This window comes from Chitinophaga fulva (genome assembly GCF_012927205.1).
GTDB lineage: Bacteria > Bacteroidota > Bacteroidia > Chitinophagales > Chitinophagaceae > Chitinophaga > Chitinophaga fulva.
The window spans coordinates 1,193,117-1,216,382 of the sequence record NZ_JABBGC010000003.1; the positions used below are offsets into that span (position 1 = coordinate 1,193,117).

Annotated in this window: 19 protein-coding genes; 16 read left to right on the top strand and 3 right to left on the bottom strand. The window is 50.4% G+C overall.

The genetic code is table 11. From position 1 onward, the window contains the following. Nucleotides 1–34: 34 nt before the first annotated feature. Nucleotides 35–1,237, top strand: coding sequence for a lanthionine synthetase C family protein (locus HHL17_RS28165; protein ID WP_169228159.1), 1,203 nt, complete (start codon nt 35–37; stop codon nt 1,235–1,237). 89 nt (nt 1,238–1,326) lie between these two features. Then, nucleotides 1,327–2,775: an amino acid permease gene (locus HHL17_RS28170; RefSeq protein ID WP_206156194.1), complete on the top strand. Its 1,449-nt coding sequence runs from the start codon at nt 1,327–1,329 to the stop codon at nt 2,773–2,775. Between the two features lie 83 nt (nt 2,776–2,858). Here HHL17_RS28170 and HHL17_RS28175 read toward each other — a convergent pair whose 3' ends face one another. Further along, on the bottom strand, nt 2,859–4,343 hold the full coding sequence (locus HHL17_RS28175; RefSeq protein WP_169228160.1) for a LamG-like jellyroll fold domain-containing protein: 1,485 nt from the start codon (nt 4,341–4,343) through the stop codon (nt 2,859–2,861). Between the two features lie 354 nt (nt 4,344–4,697). Between HHL17_RS28175 and HHL17_RS28180 the strand changes: the two genes are divergently transcribed. The 8 genes from HHL17_RS28180 to HHL17_RS28215 all read left to right on the top strand — a co-directional run bounded on the left by HHL17_RS28180 (nt 4,698) and on the right by HHL17_RS28215 (nt 13,725). Continuing rightward, the gene (locus HHL17_RS28180) at nt 4,698–5,780 is read left to right on the top strand and encodes a linear amide C-N hydrolase (protein WP_169228161.1); all 1,083 of its coding nucleotides are present in this window, start codon (nt 4,698–4,700) and stop codon (nt 5,778–5,780) included. Between the two features lie 179 nt (nt 5,781–5,959). Next, nucleotides 5,960–6,868 (top strand): AraC family transcriptional regulator, encoded by a 909-nt coding sequence (locus tag HHL17_RS28185; protein ID WP_169228162.1) that lies wholly within the window; start codon nt 5,960–5,962, stop codon nt 6,866–6,868. Between the two features lie 242 nt (nt 6,869–7,110). Then, complete coding sequence (locus HHL17_RS28190; RefSeq protein ID WP_169228163.1) at nt 7,111–8,133, top strand: efflux RND transporter periplasmic adaptor subunit; 1,023 nt, start codon at nt 7,111–7,113, stop codon at nt 8,131–8,133. A 34-nt stretch (nt 8,134–8,167) separates the two neighbouring features. Then, nucleotides 8,168–11,287, top strand: coding sequence for an efflux RND transporter permease subunit (locus HHL17_RS28195; RefSeq protein ID WP_206156195.1), 3,120 nt, complete (start codon nt 8,168–8,170; stop codon nt 11,285–11,287). Nucleotides 11,288–11,334: 47 nt separating this feature from the next. After that, nucleotides 11,335–12,618, top strand: a complete 1,284-nt coding sequence (locus HHL17_RS28200) for a TolC family protein (RefSeq protein WP_169228164.1) — start codon at nt 11,335–11,337, stop codon at nt 12,616–12,618. A gap of 20 nt (nt 12,619–12,638) precedes the next feature. Then, nucleotides 12,639–13,238, top strand: a complete 600-nt coding sequence (locus tag HHL17_RS28205; protein WP_169228165.1) for a TetR/AcrR family transcriptional regulator — start codon at nt 12,639–12,641, stop codon at nt 13,236–13,238. Between the two features lie 88 nt (nt 13,239–13,326). Further along, on the top strand, nt 13,327–13,503 hold the full coding sequence (locus tag HHL17_RS28210; protein WP_169228166.1) for a hypothetical protein: 177 nt from the start codon (nt 13,327–13,329) through the stop codon (nt 13,501–13,503). A 12-nt stretch (nt 13,504–13,515) separates the two neighbouring features. Continuing rightward, nucleotides 13,516–13,725, top strand: coding sequence for a hypothetical protein (locus tag HHL17_RS28215; protein WP_169228167.1), 210 nt, complete (start codon nt 13,516–13,518; stop codon nt 13,723–13,725). Between the two features lie 47 nt (nt 13,726–13,772). Here HHL17_RS28215 and HHL17_RS28220 read toward each other — a convergent pair whose 3' ends face one another. Together HHL17_RS28220 and HHL17_RS28225 are read right to left on the bottom strand one after the other, a co-directional pair. Then, complete coding sequence (locus tag HHL17_RS28220; RefSeq protein ID WP_206156196.1) at nt 13,773–14,396, bottom strand: hypothetical protein; 624 nt, start codon at nt 14,394–14,396, stop codon at nt 13,773–13,775. Between the two features lie 398 nt (nt 14,397–14,794). Next, nucleotides 14,795–15,046: a hypothetical protein gene (locus HHL17_RS28225; RefSeq protein WP_169228168.1), complete on the bottom strand. Its 252-nt coding sequence runs from the start codon at nt 15,044–15,046 to the stop codon at nt 14,795–14,797. Between the two features lie 711 nt (nt 15,047–15,757). Between HHL17_RS28225 and HHL17_RS28230 the strand changes: the two genes are divergently transcribed. From HHL17_RS28230 to HHL17_RS28255, 6 genes are all read left to right on the top strand, one after another. Beyond that, a complete protein-coding gene (locus tag HHL17_RS28230) occupies nt 15,758–17,008 on the top strand; it encodes a TolC family protein (protein ID WP_169228169.1) in 1,251 nt (416 codons plus the stop codon). 8 nt (nt 17,009–17,016) lie between these two features. After that, nucleotides 17,017–18,072 carry an efflux RND transporter periplasmic adaptor subunit gene (locus HHL17_RS28235; protein ID WP_169228170.1) on the top strand — a complete coding sequence of 352 codons (1,056 nt, stop codon included), beginning with the start codon at nt 17,017–17,019 and terminating at the stop codon, nt 18,070–18,072. A 10-nt stretch (nt 18,073–18,082) separates the two neighbouring features. Then, a complete protein-coding gene (locus HHL17_RS28240) occupies nt 18,083–18,388 on the top strand; it encodes a DUF190 domain-containing protein (protein ID WP_169228171.1) in 306 nt (101 codons plus the stop codon). Continuing rightward, nucleotides 18,385–21,528, top strand: coding sequence for an efflux RND transporter permease subunit (locus tag HHL17_RS28245; RefSeq protein WP_169228172.1), 3,144 nt, complete (start codon nt 18,385–18,387; stop codon nt 21,526–21,528). Before HHL17_RS28240 ends, HHL17_RS28245 begins: the two co-directional genes overlap by 4 nt. 333 nt (nt 21,529–21,861) lie before the next feature. After that, nucleotides 21,862–22,446, top strand: a complete 585-nt coding sequence (locus HHL17_RS28250; RefSeq protein WP_169228173.1) for a TetR/AcrR family transcriptional regulator — start codon at nt 21,862–21,864, stop codon at nt 22,444–22,446. Nucleotides 22,447–22,515: 69 nt separating this feature from the next. Then, a complete protein-coding gene (locus HHL17_RS28255; protein ID WP_169228174.1) occupies nt 22,516–23,253 on the top strand; it encodes an SDR family oxidoreductase in 738 nt (245 codons plus the stop codon). Nucleotides 23,254–23,266 lie beyond the last annotated feature (13 nt).

A 23,266-nucleotide genomic window follows, 5' to 3' on the forward strand; every position in this document is an offset into this window, starting at 1 on the left:
GTTGTGCTGCCATGCTTTTTTTAATCCTGTACATATGACAACCGGTTCCGCGTTGACCCGGATTTACCAGGACCATCTCCGGTTACTGGCGTCCAAAACTATTGACCCGTACTTTGCAGAAAGCCTCTTCAAAGGCCCCTGGGGCGTCTTACTGTATCTTTTTTATTATGAGAGATATGTAGACAACAGTGCCCCTTGTGCAGGCAGCTGGTTACAACAATTGTACGGTGCACTGCAGCCGCAGCCAGTGGCCGGCTACTCCTACTGCAATGGTACCACTGGGCCATTCTGGTTATTGCATCATCTGCACAAACATCAGTTCATTGATATCGATATCAACGGATTGGCCGATGGGTATATTCCTGCCGCTATCTCGGAAAGTGAAAAATGTTTATCAGAACAGAACTTCGATTTCCTGCATGGCAGCGCCGGTATCTGTCATCACTTGCTGGACTATACGCACCTGAACGTTGTACGGGCACACCTGGAGAAATTTGTGGCAGCCTTGTCAGCAGCCAGCCGTATGACGACCAATGGCCGCAGTCTTCCTGTGTTTGTGCTGTTTGAAACGCCGGTAGAAACAGGTGTGGACACCTTCAGCCTGGCGCATGGTACCTGTAGCCTGTTGATATTGCTATCACGGGCCAGTGTTGCCGGTATAGCCCCGGACACCTGCCGGCAGCTGATAAGAGAGTGTATCGATTTTATGTGGCATCATCAGAATCCCCGTCAACCGGATACGCCCCATGCATTGTTTCCGGGCATCCTCGACGGACGGGCACCCTACAGCCGCCTGTCGTGGTGCTACGGTGATTTTAACGTGGCCCTGGCTTTATGGCACTGTGGCAAAACGTTACAGGAAACCGCCTGGCAGCAACAGGCACTGGATGTGATGCATTATACCCTGCGGCGGGACACCGACCAGCGCGCCGGTATCGTAGATGCCTGCCTGTGCCACGGCTCCGCAGGTATCGCCGCTTTTTACCGCCGCTTCTGGCATGAAACCGGTGAACCGGCCTTCCGGACCGCGGCAGACCACTGGCACCAAAATACCCTGCAAAAGGTGATCTTCCCCGACCAACCCGGCATCTATGGCATCCGTGGCTGGGAAGGGATAGACAAACAATGGGAGTATTGCTGGGACCTGCTGGACGGCAGCAGTGGCATCGGCCTGTCCCTGTTATCGCATACACTCGACCGTCCCCTGGCTTGGGATGAGGCTTTCCTGCTGTCCTGATATAATTCACTTTTATAATAAGTGAATTATTATTAGTTTACATTTCTCAGAAATTAACGCATCTTGCAACCTTACCCACCGTTTTTACCTTGGAAGAACTGATACAAACCAAAGAACAACCAACTCCGCAGAAGCTCAAGAGAGGCCTGCAAAACAGACACATTCAACTGATTGCACTGGGCGGCGCTATCGGCACCGGCCTGTTTCTGGGCATAGGCCCCGCCGCTGTACTGGCCGGTCCCTCTGTTATCCTCGGATATGCCATGGCAGGTGTTATCGCCTTCTTTATCATGCGCCAGCTGGGCGAAATGGTGGTGGAAGAACCGGTGTCCGGAAGTTTCAGCCACTTTGCCTACAAATACTGGGGCACCTTCGCAGGCTTCGCCTCCGGCTGGAATTACTGGATACTCTATATCCTGGTGAGCATGTCTGAACTGACGGCCATCGGCGTATATGTGCATTTCTGGTGGCCGGAAATACCGCTCTGGACTTCGAGCCTGTTCTTTTTTGTGGCTATCAATGCCCTGAACCTCAGTTCCGTAAAAGTATACGGGGAAGCAGAATTCTGGTTCTCCATCGTAAAAGTGATCGCTATTATCTCCATGATCGTTTTTGGGATATACCTGCTGATCAGCGGTAGCGGCGGCACACAGGCCAACGTGGAAAACCTCTGGAATGACGGAGGCTTCTTCCCCAAAGGACTGCTCGAAAAAGGTGCTGATGGCAAATACCAGGGCCTCTTTGCAGCTATCGCCATGATCATGTTCTCCTTCGGTGGACTGGAGCTGATCGGCATCACGGCCGCGGAAGCCGACAAACCGGAGAAAACCATTCCCAAAGCTACCAACCAGGTGATCTACCGTATCCTCATCTTCTACGTAGGCGCGTTGATCATCCTGTTCTCCCTGTCTCCCTGGAAAAGTATTACCACAGACAGCAGCCCGTTTGTGATGGTATTCGAAAGCCTGAAAGGATTTGAATTTACCCTTTTCGGCAAAACCATCTACTTCACCAGCCTGATCGCCAATGTGCTGAACCTCATTGTGCTCACGGCCGCGCTGTCGGTATATAACAGCTGCGTATACAGCAACAGCCGCATGTTGTACGGCCTGGCCGAGCAAGGCAATGCGCCCGCTTTTCTATCACAGCTCAACAAAAACCATGTGCCGGTAAAAGCCACGCTGGTATCCGCATTGTTTGCTGCTATCTGCATTGTGGTCAACAAACTGATACCGGAACAGGCATTGGAAGTATTGATGTCACTGGTGGTATCTGCCCTGATCATCAACTGGATCATGATCAGTGTGGTACACATTAAATTCAGGCAACAAAAGAAACTGGAACAGTTACCGACCAAATTCCCTTCGTTCATCTATCCGTTGTCTAACTATATCTGCCTGATATTCCTGGTTGGTATCTTAGTTCTGATGTGGATCACCGGCATGAAACTGCCTGTGGAAATGATCCCGCTGTGGCTTGTTTTCCTGTATATCTGTTATGCTATTTTAAAAAGAAACAAAACTGCGCAAGTGAACTAACCCTTGCGCATTACTATAAAACACGACGGCCGTCGACGGAGCTTTCCGCTGACGGCCGCTTTATTTGCGGGCATGGTTATACTTTAATTGACCTTAAATACCGTCACCATCGCTGCATGGTCTGACGGGTAACGTACCGGATGCGTGGTAATGGGAAAGGATTTGAGTGGCTGCAGTTTACTTCCTTTGTAATAAATGTAATCAATACGGTCCTTAAATGCCTGTGGCAACATGGGGCTCCAGGTAATACCCCTGTCCTTTAACGGATCAGGGTGCAGGTGCCGGTAGCTGTCTGTGAAGCCAGCTTCCTGCATGATGCGGCCTTGCGGGAAAGGCATCACATAACCACCGTTCAGATGACGGGTACTTTCTACCCAGTCAAGATGAGAACCACTGTTAAAGTCTCCGCAGAAGATGACCGGTATTTTATCTGCCTCCGCTACCGGCTGACGGATAGCTTTCAGGTTCTCTTTCAGTTGAGACGCATTCACCCGTTCCATTGCCGCCAGCAGGGTATCCGGCAATGGCTCTTTTTTCTCCAGCAGCTCCCAATAGTCCAGGGGATAGTTCAGCCAGTTGGTAATGAAAGCCACCTGTTGGTGTTCATTTAACCGGATATAGGCGCCTCCGTTGCAGAAAGGTTTGGCGCCGTCGAGCGTCTCCGCAATCGGATAACGGCTCATGATGCTCAGATTGGTGCTGCGCAGGTAAAAGTAGTATCCCAGCGCGTCCGCTATTTTTTCTCCGGAGCCATAGGTTTCCTGCATGGAAACGATATCAGCGCCCGATTGACGGATGATGTCCACCACACGCCGTGGCCCGGTCCCTTTGCCCGTTTCATTACCACCATGGTAGATATTGAAGTTCATCACGGTGAGCGGTTTTCCTGCCGGCATAACAGGAGCTGGTGCTGCCTTAAAGTAACGGGCGTAGGAAGCACGCACCTGTTGAGGCGAAAGCACCGACTTGTACAGGGCCACTTCATCCAGCGCACCATTGAACGTGTTCCATTCATGCTGGTCGCCAGAGGGACGGCCACCGGCAAACAGCGTATCGGCCATGTTTGTCACCGGAAGGGCGGGCACATGGTAGATAGCCACCTGCAGCCCGTCGTAATAAAGGGCCGCTTCCTTTTTTGCGGCATCATAACTATAGGTCAACTGGTGCCATTTCTGGTCGCGGATACTTTGCCTTTGCGGTGTAGGGTAATACGTATAACGGGCATTGTCATTCACCGTTTGCCAATACCAGGCCCCGTTGGCCTGTACGCCCAGCTCCCAGCCTTCGTTATTGCCGGTGGCAGAAAGCAGCACATAGGCGGCGTCATCGGGAGCAGCCTTCGTCCAGCATTGGGCAGTAAAGGAGCCGTTATACGGTCCGGAAAAGCCGGTCAGCGGCACCGGATGGCGCACCGCCACATTGTTATCAAGGTTAAGCGCCGTGCCCTCCACCCCGGCACAGGTTTGCCAGGAAGTGTCCTTGTCAAATGATTGACGGTAGTCCGGCGATTGAGCCGAAAGTGCCATAGCAGACAGCCCATAGACCGCTGTCAGGAGATTTTTTTTCATTGTTCGTATTTTTTACTCCGGGTACGGCAACAAAATACAGGAAGACAGACAATTTTCCATTTTTTCTATCACGGGACCTGTTGTTGGGTCACCGCCTCCCTTTCACCAGGCCGGTCATCTCCTCCATATCATCCGCTCCACTTCCGGCCATCGTGTAGCCTTTTTGGTAAGAGATAAAAAACCAGGCAAATCGTTTAAAAAACATTAGACACAGTGTACTTTTTTTTTATGTGAGACGATTTTCGTACAGGGATAACATTTTATTTCAAACAATCAGGAATCCGCACTTGTTGTAGCCATTACCGGTGTTTACCGGACCAATACCTCTGATTTATTCACCCCAATAACATTGCAATGAAAACCGGATTATTTAAAACCCTGTGTTATGCCCTCGGTATTTCGCTGTTGGCCTCCCCTATCACCGTTCCGGCCTGTACAGGTATTCAACTGAGGGCCAGAGACGGCGCTATAATCTGCGCCCGTACCCTGGAATTTTACAATGACCTGCAAGCACAGGTCGTCGTTTATCCACGAAACTACCCCTTTAACGCCGTAAGTCCTGGTGGCGCCAATAAAGGGCTGTACTGGAAAGCCCGGTACGCCATTGTTGGTATCAACTCCATGGGCAAGGATGCTATCGCTGACGGCATGAACGAAAAAGGCCTCGCAGTGGGTCTGTACTATTTACCCGGATACGCGAGCTATATGAATGTTCCCCCCAAGAAAATTGCCAAATCGCTCAGTTCTACCGACGTATCTGCGTGGCTGTTGTCCAACTTCGCCACGGTAGACCAGGTAAAAAAGGCGGTAGACAGCGGTATTCTGATCAACAAGGGCATCCCCCTGTATGTCAACGGTGGTATTCCTTTCCCGTTGCATTACAGTGTGCATGATGCGGATGGCAAGTCGCTGGTGATAGAATGTGTGAATGGGAAACTACATTGTTATTACAACCCGTTAGGCGTGTTGACCAATTCCCCTACGTTTGACTGGCATATTGCCAACCTGCAACAGTATCTGAACTCCCGTCCTTCCGACGCATGCCTGAAGGTGGGAGAAGATAGCATCCGCTCTTTCGGGCCAGGTAACGGGCTGGTAGGCATCCCTGGCGATTTTACCCCTTCCTCCCGCTTTGTGCGCGCCGTGGCATATACCCAGAGCCTGGACCCGTCTCCTACCGCAGACGAAGCCGTGACGCAGGCCTTCCAGATCCTCAACGCCTTTGATATCCCCAAGGGAGTCATCAAAGACAGGACACATCCCGGCAATAACGTATATACGCTGTGGACTTGCGCCAATGACCTGAAAAACAAACGGCTCTATTTCCATACCATCAACAACAGGACCCTGCATATGATTGACCTGATGAAATATGTTAACACCGACAAGGTGCTCTTCTTCCCGATGGATGATCCCATGGAAGTGGTCCAAAACTGACCCCGGTTTTTATCGTGATATACTCCCGTGATTCTATTTTTATAGTAGATTGCGGGGGTATTTTTTTGCCGTAGCGGCAACCGACTTTCTGACCAGATTTACCGACTAATCAACCTTTGATAACAAAACAGATAGGCAGACCTTTGCCCTGTCCGAAAAACAGCACCGCGAACAGATATATGACACAACGGAAAGAACACGGAGAGATCATGAAACAGGCCGAATTCATTCGCAGCACGGGGCTGGAAGATCCTCTGGGCATTGGCCTCTTTGTCTCTACCGATATTAACATGATAGAATATGATCATGTTAAATCCAATTTCCGGTCAGACTTCACCAGTATTCTCCTTATACAACAGGGAAAAATGCAGGGCAACCTGGACAGAAAAGTGTATCATCTGGAAGCCAACGACCTGCTGCTGATTCCACCACATACCATGAAAAAGTCGGTAGCGGTAGACAAATCCTGTATTGTCTCCGGCCTGAATTTCACCCTGGATTTCCTGGTGGAGATAGGATTACCTGCCACCAAAATGGAGCTATATGATTATTTCACCTCGAAGTATTCTCCCCACTGGAAACTCTCTCCGGCAGACGCACAGCTGATGCTGTCCCATTTCCGGCAAGTGGCGGCGCGTATTGAGGACATGAAAGAAAAACAACCTTTCGCCAGAGAGAAACTGCAACACACTTTTCTGTTGTTCCTCTATGAACTCGCTGCCCTCAGCACAAGGTATACCGAATTAATAAATCCGGCCGTGTCCAGGAAAGAAAGCCTGGTGATCCGCTTCACCAATCTTGTACAGGCCCATTTCAAGAACCAGCGCAACGTGCAGCAATACGCAGAACAGTTGTTCGTTACCGCTAAATACCTGACCGAAACAGTGAAAGAGTTTACCGGTAAAAGTGCCGGTGAGATCATTGATGACTATGTAGTACTGGAAGCAAAAATGTTGCTCGACAATCCCAAACTCAGCGTTGCCGAGATTGCCGAAATCCTGCACTTCAGCGACCAGTCTTTTTTCGGCAAATATTTCAAACGCCATACCGGCCATTCCCCCAAGGCTTTCCGGGCATTGGGACAATAACTTTTTTCCCCTGAAAAATTCTTGTTACTAACAGTGTAACAGTTGTAGGTTTTAATTACAGGCCGAGGCACTCCTGCTCCGGCCTTATTTTCGTATATCCATTTTCGTTATACACCAAAAACAAACCGACATTCTGACCAGGTTTCCCGATGTATCAACCTTTTCCGGCCAATGTACTGCGACTAATTTTGTTGCGCGAAAACAATTTGTATTCAATCATACTATAAAATAAGATTATGCCGATGACGTACAGACCCGTTTCCTTTTTGATCATCACCACCCTGCTGGCCGCCTGCGGCAGCAAGGAAGTGCAGCAGGAGCAACAGGCACCGGTAAAAGTGACCGCAACAAAAGTCAGCTACAATGATATGCCCCAGACCTTCACCTACTCCGGCACCATAGAACCTGACAATACCGCCGATATTGGTTTTGCCGTACCGGGCGTGGTCAACGGTATTCTTGTAGAAGAAGGACAGATCGTTAAACAGGGGCAATTGCTGGCCACCCTTGACGCCACAGAATACAGCAACGCGCTGGCCATCGCCAATGCAGGACTGGACCAGGCAGAGGACATGTACCGCCGCCTGAACGACCTGTATCAGAAAGGCAGTCTGCCGGCGAAAGATTACATCGACATTAAGACCAAACTGGCACAAGCCAAAGCCAACAAGGAAATCAGCGCCAAACATATCGCTGACAGCAGATTATATGCTCCCATCACCGGTATCGTCAGCGCCCGTAAAATAGAAAGAGGCAGCGCTGCAGCACCCGGCGTACCCGCTTTCACCATTGTAAAAACCGACATGGTATATGCCCGCGTCTCCGTTCCGGAAAGCGAAGTAGGCGCCATTCCCCGCGGTGGCAGCGCACAGGTATATATCCCCACGTTACAGGACAGTGTGGAAGGTAAAATCACCATCATCAATCCACAGGCCGACGCCACTTCACGCACCTATAACATCAAAATAAAATTATCCAACAACAACGGACGCCTGCTGCCCGGCATGCTCACCGAAATCCGCCTGAACACCGGCAGAAGCGCCAACAACCTGACAGTGCCTGCTACCGCTGTAGTGCGCGATGCAGATGACCTCACCTATGTCTTCATCACCAACGGGCAACGTCAGGCCGTACGCAAAAGGGTGACCGTAGGCGCGCTCACCGGTAAAAATGAAGTCGTGATCACCACCGGCCTGCAAGGCGGCGAACAGGTGATCACCTCCGGGCTCACCAACATCAAAGACGGTACTTCCGTGAGCCTCTAACCGCTATTATTCAGCATGACCAACAAACGGAAGCATGAAAAAAAATAAAATCAGTTTCATAGAAGCGGCCATGCAGTTCAAACAGGTGACCATCGTAGTGGTGGTACTGTTACTGCTGCTGGGGCTTTACTCCCTCCTGAACATGCCCAGGGCGGAAAATCCAAAGATAGATATGCCAACAGCCATGGTATATGCTTTCTATCCCGGCGCCGATGAAGTACAAATGGAAAAACAGGTGACCAATAAAATTGAACAGTACCTGTTTTCCTTTGAAGAAGTGAACAAAGAGAAAACCAAGTCACAAACAAAAGACGGACAGGTTTTCATCACCGTAGAGCTGCACACCAGCATAAAAGACCGTAAGAAGTTCTGGAGCACCCTGCAGCACGGCCTCAACAGCGCCGCCCCGCAGATACTGCCGCAGGGCGTTATAGGCCCCGTGGTGAACAGTAACTTTGGTGACGTGACGGCACAGATCATTACCGTGTCCTCACCCCAACGCAGCTACGCAGAAATAGAAAAATACCTGGATAAAATAGAAGACGGGCTCAAGACCATTCCGGAAGTGTCTAAAATAAACCGGTCCGGTGGCCAAAAGCAACAGCTCTATGTAACAATCGACGATCAAAAAATGCAACAGTATGGTTTTGACCTGTCTACTATTATCCGGACATTACAGATGCAAAACATCACCGGTTACTCCGGTGAAATGACCATCTCCTCCAATACCTTTCCCGTATTTACCAACAGCCGCTATAAAACGGCCGAAGACCTGGGCAATCAGATCATCTACACCACGCCGCAAGGCACCGTGGTGCGCCTGCGCGATGTAGCCCGCATAGAACGGCGCTACGAAGAGCAGTCTTCGTTTATCCGTATCGGTGATAACAAGGTTATGATGCTCGCCATCGAGATGCAGCCCGGCAACAACATCGTGCAGTTCGGTCATCTCGTGGAAAACCGGCTAAAAACACTGGAGCATGACCTGCCCCCCGATGTAAAAATCAATACCATCGTAAACCAGCCAGAAGTAGTGGACGAAAGCATCCGGCACTTCATGAAAGAATTCGGTATGGCGATCGCCTCTGTGATCATCGTAGTGATGTTGCTGCTGCCCGTCCGTGTGGCCGCCGTATCCTCCCTGGCAGCGCCCATCTCTATCCTGATCACCTTTGGCCTGATCAACATCATGGGAATAGAGCTGCACCAGGTAACGCTGGCCGCGCTGATCATTGTGCTGGGCATGGTGGTAGACAATGCCATTGTGGTGGTGGACAACTACATCGAAAAACTCGATGAAGGCATCACCCCCTGGACGGCCGCCTGGCAGGCAGCCAAACAGTTGTCACTGCCGATTTTTACCGCCACGCTGGCCATTATCTTCGCCTTTGCCCCGTTGGCGCTCTTTATGAACGGTATATCCAAAGATTTCATTGCCGCCCTGCCGGTGACCGTGGCCGTAGCGCTGATCACCTCCATGGCCGTGGCTTTGCTGCTCACGCCCTATACCTGCTATGTGTTCATCAAAAAAGGATTGAAACATAAAGTCAGCACCACCAAACAGCGTAAAAGCCTGCTCGACAGACTGCAGCACTCTTTTAACATCGCAGCAGAAGCAGCCTTCAATTTTCCTAAAACGACCGTTGGCGTAGCTGTGGCAGCCGTTGTACTGGCGATTGTGCTGGCAGGAAAAGTTAAGCAGGAGTTTTTCCCGCTGAGTGAAAGCAAACAATTCAATGCCGAAATATGGATGGCCAATGGCACATCCCTCGAAGAGACAGAGCGGGTGGTGAAACTGGTAGAAAAAGAACTGCAGAAAGATAAGCGGGTGACCGGCATCGCCAGCTTTGTGGGTTCCAGTTCCCCCCGCTTTAATGTGACCTATGCACCGGAGATGCCGCGGCGGAACTTTGCACAGGTATTTATCACCACTACCGGCAGTGATGCCACCAACGAACTGGTGAAAGAATACCTGCCCCGGTTTGAGAATTTTGTTCCCAACGGGTATGTGCGCCTGCGTCAGCTGAGCATGCAGGAAGGTTCACCGCTGGCTGTCCGTGTCATCGGTGAAAACATGAGCGACCAGAAAAAGGTAGCAGCGCAGATCAAAGAGATACTGGAACACACCGCCGGCACCAACTGGGTAAGGACAGATTATGAAGATGACTACCTGGGAGTGAGCCTTAACATCAAAGAAGATGCAGCGGCCAGGCTAGGCGTGCCCAATCAGCTGATCACCCAGACCATAGGCGCCGGCCTCAAAGGCTTTGCCGTATCGCAGCTCTGGGAAGGCGACAAGCCGGTAGATATCTTCCTTCGTATGGAAGCCGGCAGCCGAAAGGATTTCAATGACCTGAGCAACCTGCACCTGAACAGTCTCTATGGCGCCAAAGTGCCGTTGAAAGAAGTCGCCGAACTGCAACCTTCGTGGCATACCGGCGTAATCGCACACCGTAACGGTCTGCGTACACTTACCGTACTGTCTGAAGCGCAGAAAGGCATTATGGCATCAGAGATACTGAAAAAGGCACAGCCGCAGATTGAAAAGCTGCAGCTGCCGGCAGGTATCCGTATCCAATATGGCGGCGACGCCGAATCTTCTGCCGAAAACGCCCCGGGAATGGGCAAAGCGCTGGGCACCAGCCTGATACTGATCCTGATCACGCTGTTGTTCCAGTTCAAAACCTTTGGTAAAACGCTGATCATCCTGGCCACTTTCCCGCTTAGTCTGTTGGGCGCATTCCTGGGCTTGTACCTCACCGGCAACCCGATGGGCATGACCGCCTTCATGGGCATCATCAGCCTCATAGGCATTGTAGTGCGCAATGGTATCATCCTGGTAGACTATGCCGATGAGCTGATCCGCGATCACGGCTATACGATAAAAGCCGCCGCGCTCAGCGCCGCCAAACGCCGTATGCGTCCCATCTTCCTGACATCGGCCGCCGCCGCTATCGGCGTAGTGCCTATGATCATCGGCAAATCGCCGCTGTGGGCGCCGCTGGGCAGCGTACTGGCCTCCGGCCTGATCGTGTCCATGATATTGACGCTGTTTGTTGTACCCGTGCTATATTATCTGTTTGTGCGCCCGGCACCCGAACCGGTAACAGCATCGGACCATGATACGGAGATTATGTACAAACCCGCTCATTAATTTATCCGCAGGCGGCCATAGCGCCGCCTGCCTGTAAAAAGACAATCATGAATTTCAGAGTTATATGCACGCTGGCAGCGGCCATGGCTGTACAACAGGCCTTCGCACAGGCGCCCGTGCTCACCGTCGCCGACTGTCAGCAGATGGCGATCACACAAAATAAAAAGATCAAAGCCGCACAATACCAGATAGATGCCGCCAACGCCGCCGTGCAATCAGCTAACGCCAACGCCTATCCGTCCATTGACGGGTCTGTAATGGGCGTGTACCTCGGCAAACCGATAGGCGGAGCACTCAACGGTATGATACCGGAGTACGTAGGCAGCGCCTCCGTGTCTGTCACCCAGCCTGTTTATGCTGGTGGTAAAATACAGTTGGGCAAAGCTGCCGCCGCCAAAGGCGTGAGCATACAGCAGGAACAAAAGGCACTCTCCACAGCAGACGTGTTGTTCAATGTCAACAAAGCATATTGGCAGGTAGTACAGGTGAAAGAAAAAATCGTCCTCGCCCAGAAGTACCAGGAGATGTTGCAGGGCCTGCAGCGTGAGCTGAAAAACGCATATGATGCCGGGCTTATTTATAAAAATGATCTGTTGCGGGTAGAAGTGAACCAGAACGAAGCCTCGTTACAGCTCCACCAGGCCCATGACGGTCTGGTGATGGCTAAACTGGCACTGGCGCAGGTGACAGGCATGGCCGGCCAGACAGATTTTAATGTAGCCGACTCCGTTAGTGGCGACTTCCCCGAACAGGCCGCCCAGGACCTTGCCTCCGCCGCGGAAAACAGGCCGGAGATACGGCTGCTGAACCGCGTGCTGGAAGTAGAGCAGTTACAACGCAAGATGCTGAAAGCTGATTTCCTGCCCACCTTCGGCGTGAGCGCTGCCGGGATGGGCGCCGCCGGCAAAAAGGTGAACATCAGCAATGGCAAGGACCTGATGGCTTCCTGGTACGGTATCGCCAGCATCAGCGTACCTATTTTCGACTGGGGCAAAAAAGCAGGAAAAGTGAAGGAACAAACGTTGAAGATCGCTGCCCGTCAGCAGGAACTGGACAATACCAAAGAACTACTGGGCCTTGAGGTACAACAGGCTTATCTGGCGCTGAACCAGTCCGTGAAAAAAATCCGGACCTCTCGCCTGTCCCTCGAGCAGGCCGCAGAAAACCTCAAACTGGCCAACGACCGCCTGAAAGCAGGCACTATTACCGGCAAAGACGTGCTGGAAGCACAAACGATATGGCAACAGGCATACAGCAGCACCATTGACAGTAAAGTAGAATACAGGATACAGGAAGCAGCATACAGGAAGGCAACCGGCACTTTGCATTAACCTACATAAAACAATGTTGTATGAAAGAAGAATGGCATCAACTGCTTGACAGCAGCACCACCCTTTTTGCCCGGAAAGGCATCCGGGCTACCAGCACCGATGAAATTGCCCGGCACTGCGGGCTGCACAAACGATGCTTTTATGAACATTTCAACAGCAAAGAAAGCCTGGTAGCTCGTATCATCAGTACCTGGCTGGAAAAAACCGACCGGTACCTGTCATTCAACCGGCACATCTCTTCCAATGCGATTATCGAGATGAGCAACTTTTTCCGTGTAGCCGAAAGGGTGGTACTGACGATCCAGCCCGTTTTTTTCCGGGACCTGCGGGAGCTGTATCCTGCCATCTGGGCCAGCGTCATACAGTTCCGTGAAAGCCAGCTGGCGGTTTTCCTAAAGCTGAATATCCGGAGAGGACTGGAAGAAGACATTTATCGCCGCAGTCTCGATCAGGCGTTACTGGAAAAGTTGTATTTCACACCGCTGGAGCTGGTCATGGAAGACAGGATTCCGCCGGGATGCCCCGTCCACCGCACCTGCCGGGAGCTTAACATCATTTATCTCCATGGACTGGTGAATTTGAAGGGAATGAAACTCATCTATGAAAAACAGGTAAATTAAACCCTCGGCACTGGTGTCTACCGGTGCCTTGTTTATTTCCAGTCGGGAAATAGCTACTTTTGTCGTTTAACCCAAACCGTTATAAAAGATGTATAACAAACTGCTATTATCCCTGTCTGTGATACTGATATTCACCGGATGTTTTTCGAAAGAAACCAACGCGAAAAGAGAAAAAGCGAAAAAAGATGCGGAGTACATTGTCAACAATCTTGACAAGCCCGCTGTGACCAAGCATCTCCCTGAGAAACATTTCTCCGCCGAATAAGCCAGCCGGCTGGTGGAAAGCATGAAAGACTGCGACTGGTCGCATAAAGAAGGCGGACTGGTATCTTATTCCACCAATTACAACAATGGCAAAACCACGGCGCTGTTTGTATATGACTGTAAATCCCGTTGCGGCAACTTCCGGTTCAAGCTGGTATACAGCCTCGATGGTGTAGCGCCGGAACTGACCGACATGAATGTAGAAAGACCACTCGGCAAATAATAAATAAAAACCGCTGTGATGTATTACCACAGCGGTTTTTTCCATCATCACCACTGCTCTTCCTCTCGCGGAATAAAATACCCTTTAATACAGTTAGGGTTGCGGATACAAATCTGGATGTGTGTTTTATCAAAAAAACCGGCGTCTTCGTAGATAGGAGTGCCTTCTATAAAGACTCCTCTGACGGAGTCATATTGCCTTACACCCTTCCTCCGCATCCGTTCGTGCACGTATTCAATCACCTGGCAATCCAGTTCACGGATAACCTTATCCTGTAAGTTATCCGCACCTTCTTTATTTCTGTTTCGGGGCAGTTTACCTTCACGCTCCAGAGTGGCGTCTACCATCATCAAAAAACCATTTTTAATATTCCGAATATGTTTCGTATCTAACAGATCCAGACAATAATCCAGATTAATGACGGCTCCTAACACCGCAGGATGCACTATTTTTCTTCCATCCGGTGGATGAGTCACAAACTCCAGCGCACGTTCGTAATTATTTTGCCAGAAGTAAATTCCATGCCCTAGCCATTCGTATTTCCCTGTACTGAAACGGAGTTTTTTCCTTTCATTGATGACATCATCCCGCAAGGAACGTTCACAACCATGAAAGCCGATGACTAAGCCGGGCACAGCAGCATACATTGAATCGGAGATTAATCGGGTCATTTTTCAAACAATGTTTTTGGGGATACAAACAATTACTTATGTCTTTTAAGCCTCTTTAACCGGGCAGCATCCTTCTGTTTACGCCGGGCGCTTTTTTTTCGCCAGGGGTTTCGCTGCTTGGGACCTACCAATAAATGATATACCCCTGCATCTATCAGATACTGCTTTTTTTCTTCCTTCGTGAAAGTGGCGATACGCTTCCTTTCCTCTTCAAACATTTCATCCATCTGCCGAAAATGTTCGGCCCAGCTACAAAAAATCTGATATTTTGGTCTCTCCGTCATAACGATTTTTTAAATGGTTAATAAAAGTGTTTACAACTAAAAATCTACCTCATAGTACATGGGGTGAGAGAATATTAGGCCATTTTTTCAAAAAATACTTTTGGGGACAAACAATTACCTATGTTGCCTTAGTTTCTTTAGTTTGGTCGCAGCTTTTGCTTTCCGTCGTGTACTCTTTTTACGCCAGGGATTTCTTCTTTTGGGACCTATCAATAAATGATACACTCCTGCATCCTTGAGGTACTGGATTGCTTCTTCCGGCGTAAAAGCAGCAACGCGTAATCTTTCCTCCTCAAGTATTTCATCAATCTGCTCGAGGTGTTCAGCAACACTTCCAACGTACCGATATACTGGTCTTTCTATCATGACTATTTTTTTAAGTGGTTAAAAAAAAATTTACACGAAATACAAATCCATTCCCCATTATACATGGCGTGAGAGATGGGGTCTTAAAAAATCCTTCAAGGGAATAATTACCTATGCTGCCTTCCTTTTAAGCTTGGCAACTTCTTTCTTTTTTTGCTGCATGCAATTCTTACACCAGGGATTCCTTCGTTTGAGGCGAACTACAGCACATCCTTCAGATACTGCTGGTGAAGGTGGCGATTCGCCACCTCTCCTTTTCGAACATTTCTTCGATTTGCTGAAAGTGTACGCCCCGGTTTCCTACATAACGGTATTTTGGTCTTTCCATCGTAACGCTTTATAAAATAATGAATAATAAATATTTACAAAAAATACAAAACAAATACTAATCAATTAATTAAACAGGCAGCGAAACGATAAAATATCAATATAATTATTTACAAATATGGTTACTTCACAAATATACAGGAATAACCATTACACCCAAAAAAATTGCACATTTTCCTATATCTGTTCCCGTTTTGGCTAAATTGTTTAAGCTAATTTTAATGTGCTACAGCCGGTTACATCCTTCGAGATTCCCTATCTTGCCTCCCGATTTAGCGACAGGCCATGTGAACAGACCCCTTACCGGCAAGGTAATATTACCGGTGATTGAACAAAAACCGCAACACAACAGTAATTATCTATAGCAAATAGCACAAATCAGGAATGCGTTACGCCATTTTTCTTATCTTCTCGTGTACGGTAGGCCTGCCTCTGATATCGGAGGCGCAGACTACCCTTACCTTGCCAGGTGCACTCCATGCCGCCAGAAACAACAACCCTTTCCTTAAACCGGCCAGCCTGAACACGGCCATCGCCCAGAGCGATGTAGTCACGGCAAAACTCAGGCCCAACCCGGTCCTGAACAACCAGACGCTGCATATGACCAACCCCAGTCAGTGGGCGCCGGACACCAAGTTCCTGGATGGAAAGAACAACCAATACTGGTGGCAATTGACCAAACAATTCCAATTGGCCGGTCAACGGAAATACAAACAACAATACGCCGCCGGAAACGTGTCCGTCGCTGAAAAAGCCTATGCCGACACGGAAAGGGGCGTACTCACCGAAACGGGCAACAAATGGCTCGATGTCTGGTACAATAAGGTCAACCTGGAACTGATCCTGGAAGCCAAACAGAACGTCGACAGCCTCGTCAAAACACAGGAGATCCGCCTGAAAAACCAGGTGATCAGCTCCAGTGAACTGGCACGTACCCAGCTGCTGCTGGAACAATACCAGATCGAATACCAAAATGCCACACAGCGCTATCGCAATGAACTGCAAAGCCTGAAACTGCTCACCGGTCAAACCGACAGTGTGGCCATCGACGACCAGGACCCGGTCATGTCCCTGGAAATGACGCAGCAACTGGACAGCCTCCTCTCCCTCTCCCTGGCCAAACGCCCGGATGTGCAACAGGCACAGGCTACCATCACTGCCGCTAAAAGCAATATATCCCTGCAACGGTCACTGGCAATACCTTCCCCGGAGCTGGGCGTTATCTGGAACCCCCAGAACAGGGTGCCCTACTTCGGCCTGTATGCTACGATCGAACTGCCTTTCTTCAGCCGCAACCAGGGTGAGATAAAAAAATCCAAAATACTGCTGCAGCAATCTGAACAGTCCCTGTCAGCCCTGCAACAGCAGGTCGGCACGGAAGTACAGTCCACCTGGCGTATCTACCAGGTAAACCGGGAAACAGTGGACAAATACAAAAACATCCTGCCCAAAGCAGAAAACATCCTGCAATCAGTAAAGTACGCCTATACGAAAGGCGGTACCACCATCATAGATTTTCTGGACGCACAACGGACCTGGTTTGATACCCAGAAGATGTATTACGACGCACTGTACAACTACCGTAAAAGCTACCTGCAATTATTACAGGTAACCGGATTGATTAATCAACTATAATTTAACAGATGACAAAGACTGCCTTTGGCTTATCGATAGCAAGCATCGCATGGCTGGCTATGTCTTGCGGACAGCACCATGAAAACAAGCCTGCCCCTGCCACCAAAACCGTGGTGGAAGACAGTGGACGCACGATTAAACTGCCCCCCGACAGCCTTACCCTTCACTTCTTCAAAACACAGGAAGCTACCCAGAGCGACCTGAACGCCGAACTGATGGCACCGGCACACGTAGCCGCCACCGTGGTACGCTCCAACGGCAACGCCTCACAAAACATCGTGCTGTTCGACAACCCGGACATCACCGCCAGCTACACCGAAATGTTGCAACACATCATCAACATCCGGGAAAAAGGCAACATCATCCGGCAGAAAAAAGCGATCGCCGCCCAGAAACAAATAGAGCTGGACCGCTTTAAAGACCTCGCCGAACACGGCGCCGGTACCGGCAAAGATGTATCTGATGCCAAAACGGAGCTCATCACTGCGCAAACAGACATGGCCATCGCGGAAACAGACCTCGCCAATGAAAAGACATCTATCATTGAGCATGAATCCAAACTGAAACTGGCCGGCTTCGATCCACAATCACTCGTAACAGCCAAAACCGATAAAACCTGGCTCATTTGCGAGATGCCGGAAAACCAGATCACCAAAGTAAAAGAAGGCAGCAGCTGTAAACTGCAGTTCAACTCCTACCCCGGCGAAACCTTTACCGGCGTTATCGAAAACGTGGGCGAAGTGGTAGACAATATCACCCGCATGGTGAAACTGAGAATTACGATTGCAGATATCCAGCATAAACTCCGCGCCGGCATGTATGCTACCGTTAAATTCGGTGTCAGTGAAGGCAACTCCCTTTCTGTTCCGCGCGCCGCCGTGGTAACCGTACAGGGCAAAAACTACGTCTTCATCAAAACAGATGAACGCACTTTCGTTCGCCGTGAAGTAATGACCGCCTCACAGGTAGGCGACCGCATGGTGGTGCTCACCGGCGTGCAACCAGGCGACAAAGTGGTAACAGACGGCTCCATGCAGTTAAAAGGTATTTCATTCGGTTACTAAAAATATAATTATGCTACAGGCACAAATCTTTATTGACAAAGATGATATGTACGGTACCCGCCCCCTGTACGAATACATTATGCAGCTCCTGATGAACAACAATGTCAAAGGAGCTACCGTATACCGCGGTGTCATGGGCTTCGGCGTTAACCAGCGCATGAAACGCCCGGATGAAATATTTTCTTTTGACGAACCTCCAATGATGATCACCCTCATAGATGAAGACGACAAAGTGCGGGAAGTGCTTAAACTGCTGAGGAGCACCTACAAAGGAGGCTTTATTATTACCCATCACGTAGATCAATTTGAAGCATGATCCGTAACATTCTGATATTCTCTTTACGTAACCGTTGGGCAGTCATCATTGGCGCTGTGGTCTTGTCAGTGATCGGTTACTGGTGTTTTACCCAGCTGAAAATTGAAGCCTACCCCGATATCGCTGACACCAACGTTATCATCGTAGCACCTTTCGACGGCCGCGCGGCTGAAGAAGTGGAGCAACAGGTAACTATTCCCATTGAACGGGCACTTAACAACGTACCCCGCGTACTCGACCGCAGAAGCCGTACCATCTTCGGCCTCTCGGTAGTACAGCTGACTTTCCAGGACGGCACCGATGACTATTTCGCCCGTCAACAGGTAATAGAAAGGCTCTCGTCCCTTTCCCTGCCGGAAGGCGTTACGCCGGAACTGGCGCCACTCACCACCGCCGTAGGCGAAATTTACCGCTACGTGGTGGAAGCACCGCCCAGCTTTACGCCCATGCAACTGAGAGACCTGCAGGACTGGGTAATACGCCCGGCCATCCTGCAAGTGCCAGGCATTGCCGATGTGACCAACTTCGGCGGGCCGCTCAAACAATTTCATATCCTCACCTCTCCGGAGAAACTGCGTAAGTACAACCTTACCCTGCAATCTGTGATCGATGCGGTACAGAAAAACAACCTCAACACCGGTGGTAACGTGATCGAACGCGGCGGACAAGGTTTCGCCGTGAGAGGCCTCGGCGCCGTGAAGTCTGAAAAAGACCTACGCAACATCGTGCTCACGGCTGTTAACGGTGTACCGGTATACGTAAAAGATGTAGCCACCGTGGAGACAGCGCCCCCGCCGCCTTCCGGCGTAATGGGCTACGCTGTGCCCGATGAAAACATTGACAAGGTAGGCTCCCCCGAAGGCATCATCCTGCTACGCCGTGGCGAAAACCCCAGCATAGCCCTGAAAGCCCTGAAGGAAAAACTGGCCCTGCTGTCGGAAACAGAACTGCCCGAAGGCGTGAAGCTCCGCGTACTGTACGACCGCAGCTTCCTGATCGACCACTCCCTTGAAACCGTGGCGCATACGCTCTTTATGGGTGTCAGCATCGTGGTGATCATCCTGGTATTTTTCCTGGGCAGCATCCGTTCTGCGCTGGTGGTGACCGCCACCATTCCGTTCTCCCTGCTGTTTGCATTTATCCTGATGCGGCTCACCGGCATTCCGGCCAACCTGCTGTCACTCGGTGCTATCGACTTCGGTATCATCGTGGATGGCGCCTGCGTGATGGCGGAACACTTGATACGCCGCTACCGCAACGCCACACCGCAGGAGAAACAGGGCGGCATCATCGGCATCACCCTCTCTGCTGCGCAGGAAGTGGGACGTGAAATATTCTTCTCGGTTACTATTATCATCCTCGCCTATACGCCGATTTTGATGATGACCCGCGTGGAAGGCAAACTCTTCTCTCCCATGGCCCTCACACTGGCTTTTGCGGTGATAGGCGCTATGATCTGCGCGCTCACGCTCATCCCGGTGCTCATTTCCTATGCCTACAAAAAAGCGCTGTCTTCCGACAAACCCATGAAGGAACACCGCAACAGGATATTGGACTTCCTGGAACACCTGTACCAGCGTTCGCTCAATTTCTTCCTGCGCTTCCACCGGCAAACGGTGCTCGTTGCTACGGTGATCATTGTGCTGATGATAGGCCTCGCCGGCAAGCTGGGTACGGAATTCCTCCCCGAACTGGATGAAGGCTCTATCTTCATGCGTTCGTTTATGCCTGCTGGTGTGACCATCCAGGAAAACGCCAAGATCGCACCCATCATCCGGAAAGTGATCTCCTCCTATCCGCCGGTGAAATACGTGATCACACAAACCGGCCGTAACGACGATGGTACTGACCCCTTCCCCGCCAACCGTACCGAGATACTGGTGGGCCTGAAGGATTACAAACTGTGGAGCGATACCATCACTAAAAAAGAACTCGTTAAACGTATACAGGCCGACCTGGAAAAGAATATTCCGGGTACGTCTTTCAACTCCGGTCAGCCGATCATTGACCAGGTAATGGAAATTGTGACCGGTAGCGCCGCCGATCTGGCTATCTCTGTTGTGGGCGATGACCTGTCCCTGATGCGGCCCAAAGCCGACAGTATCGCGGCGATCGTGAAAGCCACACAGGGCTCTGCTTCCGTGAACATTGAACAGGAAGGCACCCAAGCCCAGCTGGCCATCAATATCAACCGTGAAAATGCTGCCCGCTTCGGTATCAATGTCAGCGATATCCAGTCGATGATTGAAGCCGCTATCGGCGGTAAACCGATCGGTACATTATACGACGGCACCAAACGGTACGATATCATTATCCGTTATCTGCCGCAGGACAGAAGCACTGTGGAAGCCATTCGCAATCTGCAGGTACCTGCCGCCACCGGCGCACTGATACCGATGGACCAGCTGGCGGATATCCAGTTCATCGATGGGCAGACCAACATCTACCGCATCGATGGCAAACGTATGGTGACTGTACGTACCAACGTAAGAGGCCGTGACCAGGGCTCTTTCGTAAAAGAACTCCAGGAAAAAATCGATAAAAGCGTACATGTGCCTAAAGGCTATGATATTATCTATGGCGGTCAGTACGAGAACCTGGAACGTGCCGGTAAACAGCTGTCACTCACCATTCCGCTGACCATCGTGATTGTGTTCGTGTTCCTGTTCATGCTGTTTAAAAGCATGAAGCATACGTTCGTGACCATGAGTTGCATACTGGTGGCCCTTGCCGGCGGTATTGTGGCACTGTTCCTCCGCGGCTATCACTTCAACGTGTCTGCCGGCGTAGGTTTCGTGTCCATCTTCGGTATCTCGGTGATGGCCGGCGTGTTGCTGGTGTCTGCACTCAACCGTGAGATGTACAAGTCGCCCCTCACCCTGCGCGCTTCCGTGCAGCGGGTAGCGGTAGACCAGTTCAAGGCCATTATGATGATGCTGATGGTAGCTATCATCGGTCTGGTGCCCGCCGCCATCAGTACCGGCATCGGTTCCGATGTGCAAAGGCCGCTGGCCACGGTGATCATTGGCGGACTTACCTTCACGCTGCTGTTTACGCCGGTGGTTATCCCGCCGCTGTACTACTGGGCGGAGAAGAAAAAACATCCCCAACCACCAACACCGCAGGAGCCTGCTGAATAAGCTGATTTCTTTCATAAAAGCGAAGGGCCGACCATTGTGTCGGCCCTTCGCTTTTGATCTCATGGGCGTTTTTTATTCCCGGTTCCCAGGGCTGAAGCCCTGGGCTAAGATCTTATTCAATTTCTTTCTAATGAGGGACCTTATCTTTTATGAGTGATAAACATCTTAATCTTTTACGAGTGATGAACATCTTAATCTTTTACGAGTGATGAACATCTCAATCTTTTACGAGTGATAAACATCTTAGCCCAGGGCTTTCAGCCCTGGGTTTGGAAAAAAGATTTTTCGTTTTATACCAAATGGTATAATTTTGTTTCATCAAACACGGAGAATATGAACAAAGCAGCCAGAACGAAACAGTTTATTGTGGAGAAGACCGCTCCTGTGTTCAACGAGAAAGGGTATGCGGGCACCTCGCTGACCGACATGACCAATGCTACAGGGCTGACGAAAGGCAGCATATATGGCAACTTCGCTAATAAAGACGAAGTAGCGCTGGCGGCATTTGAATATAACATCCGCCAGGTGGCTGATATTGTACGGCAGGAAAAAGCGAAGCAGGAAACTTACCGCGACAAGCTGCTGGCTTATGTGCATGTATATACTAATTTCCTGAAACATCCATTCCCCGTAGGTGGTTGCCCTATCCTGAACACCGCCACAGAAGCCGACGATACACACCCCGCACTGAAACAGCGCGCCGCTGAGGCGGTGAGCAAATGGAAGGACAGCATCGCACATGATATTACACGGGGCATCCGTCAGGGGGAGTTCAGTTCGCAGACCAACCCGGAACAAACAGCGCTGACGATCATCGCTATGATAGAAGGATGTATCATGATCACCAAGCTGACCGGCAAAATGCATTACCGCAATGCGATCATGCAGTCGCTGGAAACGTTTGTCAACCAGCTCTGATCATTTGTTTATTTTTTATTCAGCTATTTTTTTATTCTAAAATATACCGATTGGTATAATTATTTTGATATGAAAACAGAAGGTAACACGGTATTAATTACCGGCGGCAGTGCTGGCATAGGACTGGCGCTGGCACAGGCATTATCAGCAGCAGGCAACCGGGTGATCATCACCGGCAGAGATGAAGCACGGCTGCAACAAGCTGCTGCAGGCACACCCGGCCTTATTCCCATGATATGCGACGTCACTAAAGACACGCAGGTAAAAGCGCTGGTAAAAACACTGCAACAGGAATATCCGCAGCTCAATATGCTCATCAACAATGCTGGCAAAGCATACGCCTATGAGTTGACAGACACGGCGCGGGCCATCGATAAAGCGGCGGATGAAATGCTGACTAACTATCTCGCCATCCTGCAACTGACAGAATATCTCCTGCCCATGTTGCAAAACCAACCGGAAGCGGCGATCGTCAATGTAAGCTCCATAACAGCATTGGTGCCGTTTACCAAGGTGCCCACCTATGCGGCCAGCAAAGCGGCGCTCCACTCCTACACACAATCACTGCGGGTATCGGTGGCGCCTATACGGATATTTGAACTGATGCCGCCGATGGTGAACACCGACTTCTCCCGCGAAATCGGCGGCGAGAAAGGTATTCCGCCCAGCGAAGTGGCCACAGGCTTTATGGAAGCGCTAACAAATGATGATTACGAAATCCATATCGGTCAAACCCGGCAGGTATGGCAACTGCTGCAATCCACCTCACCGGCGCAGGTCCTGCAAATGGTCAACACCCGTTCCTGATTTTTTTCGTCAT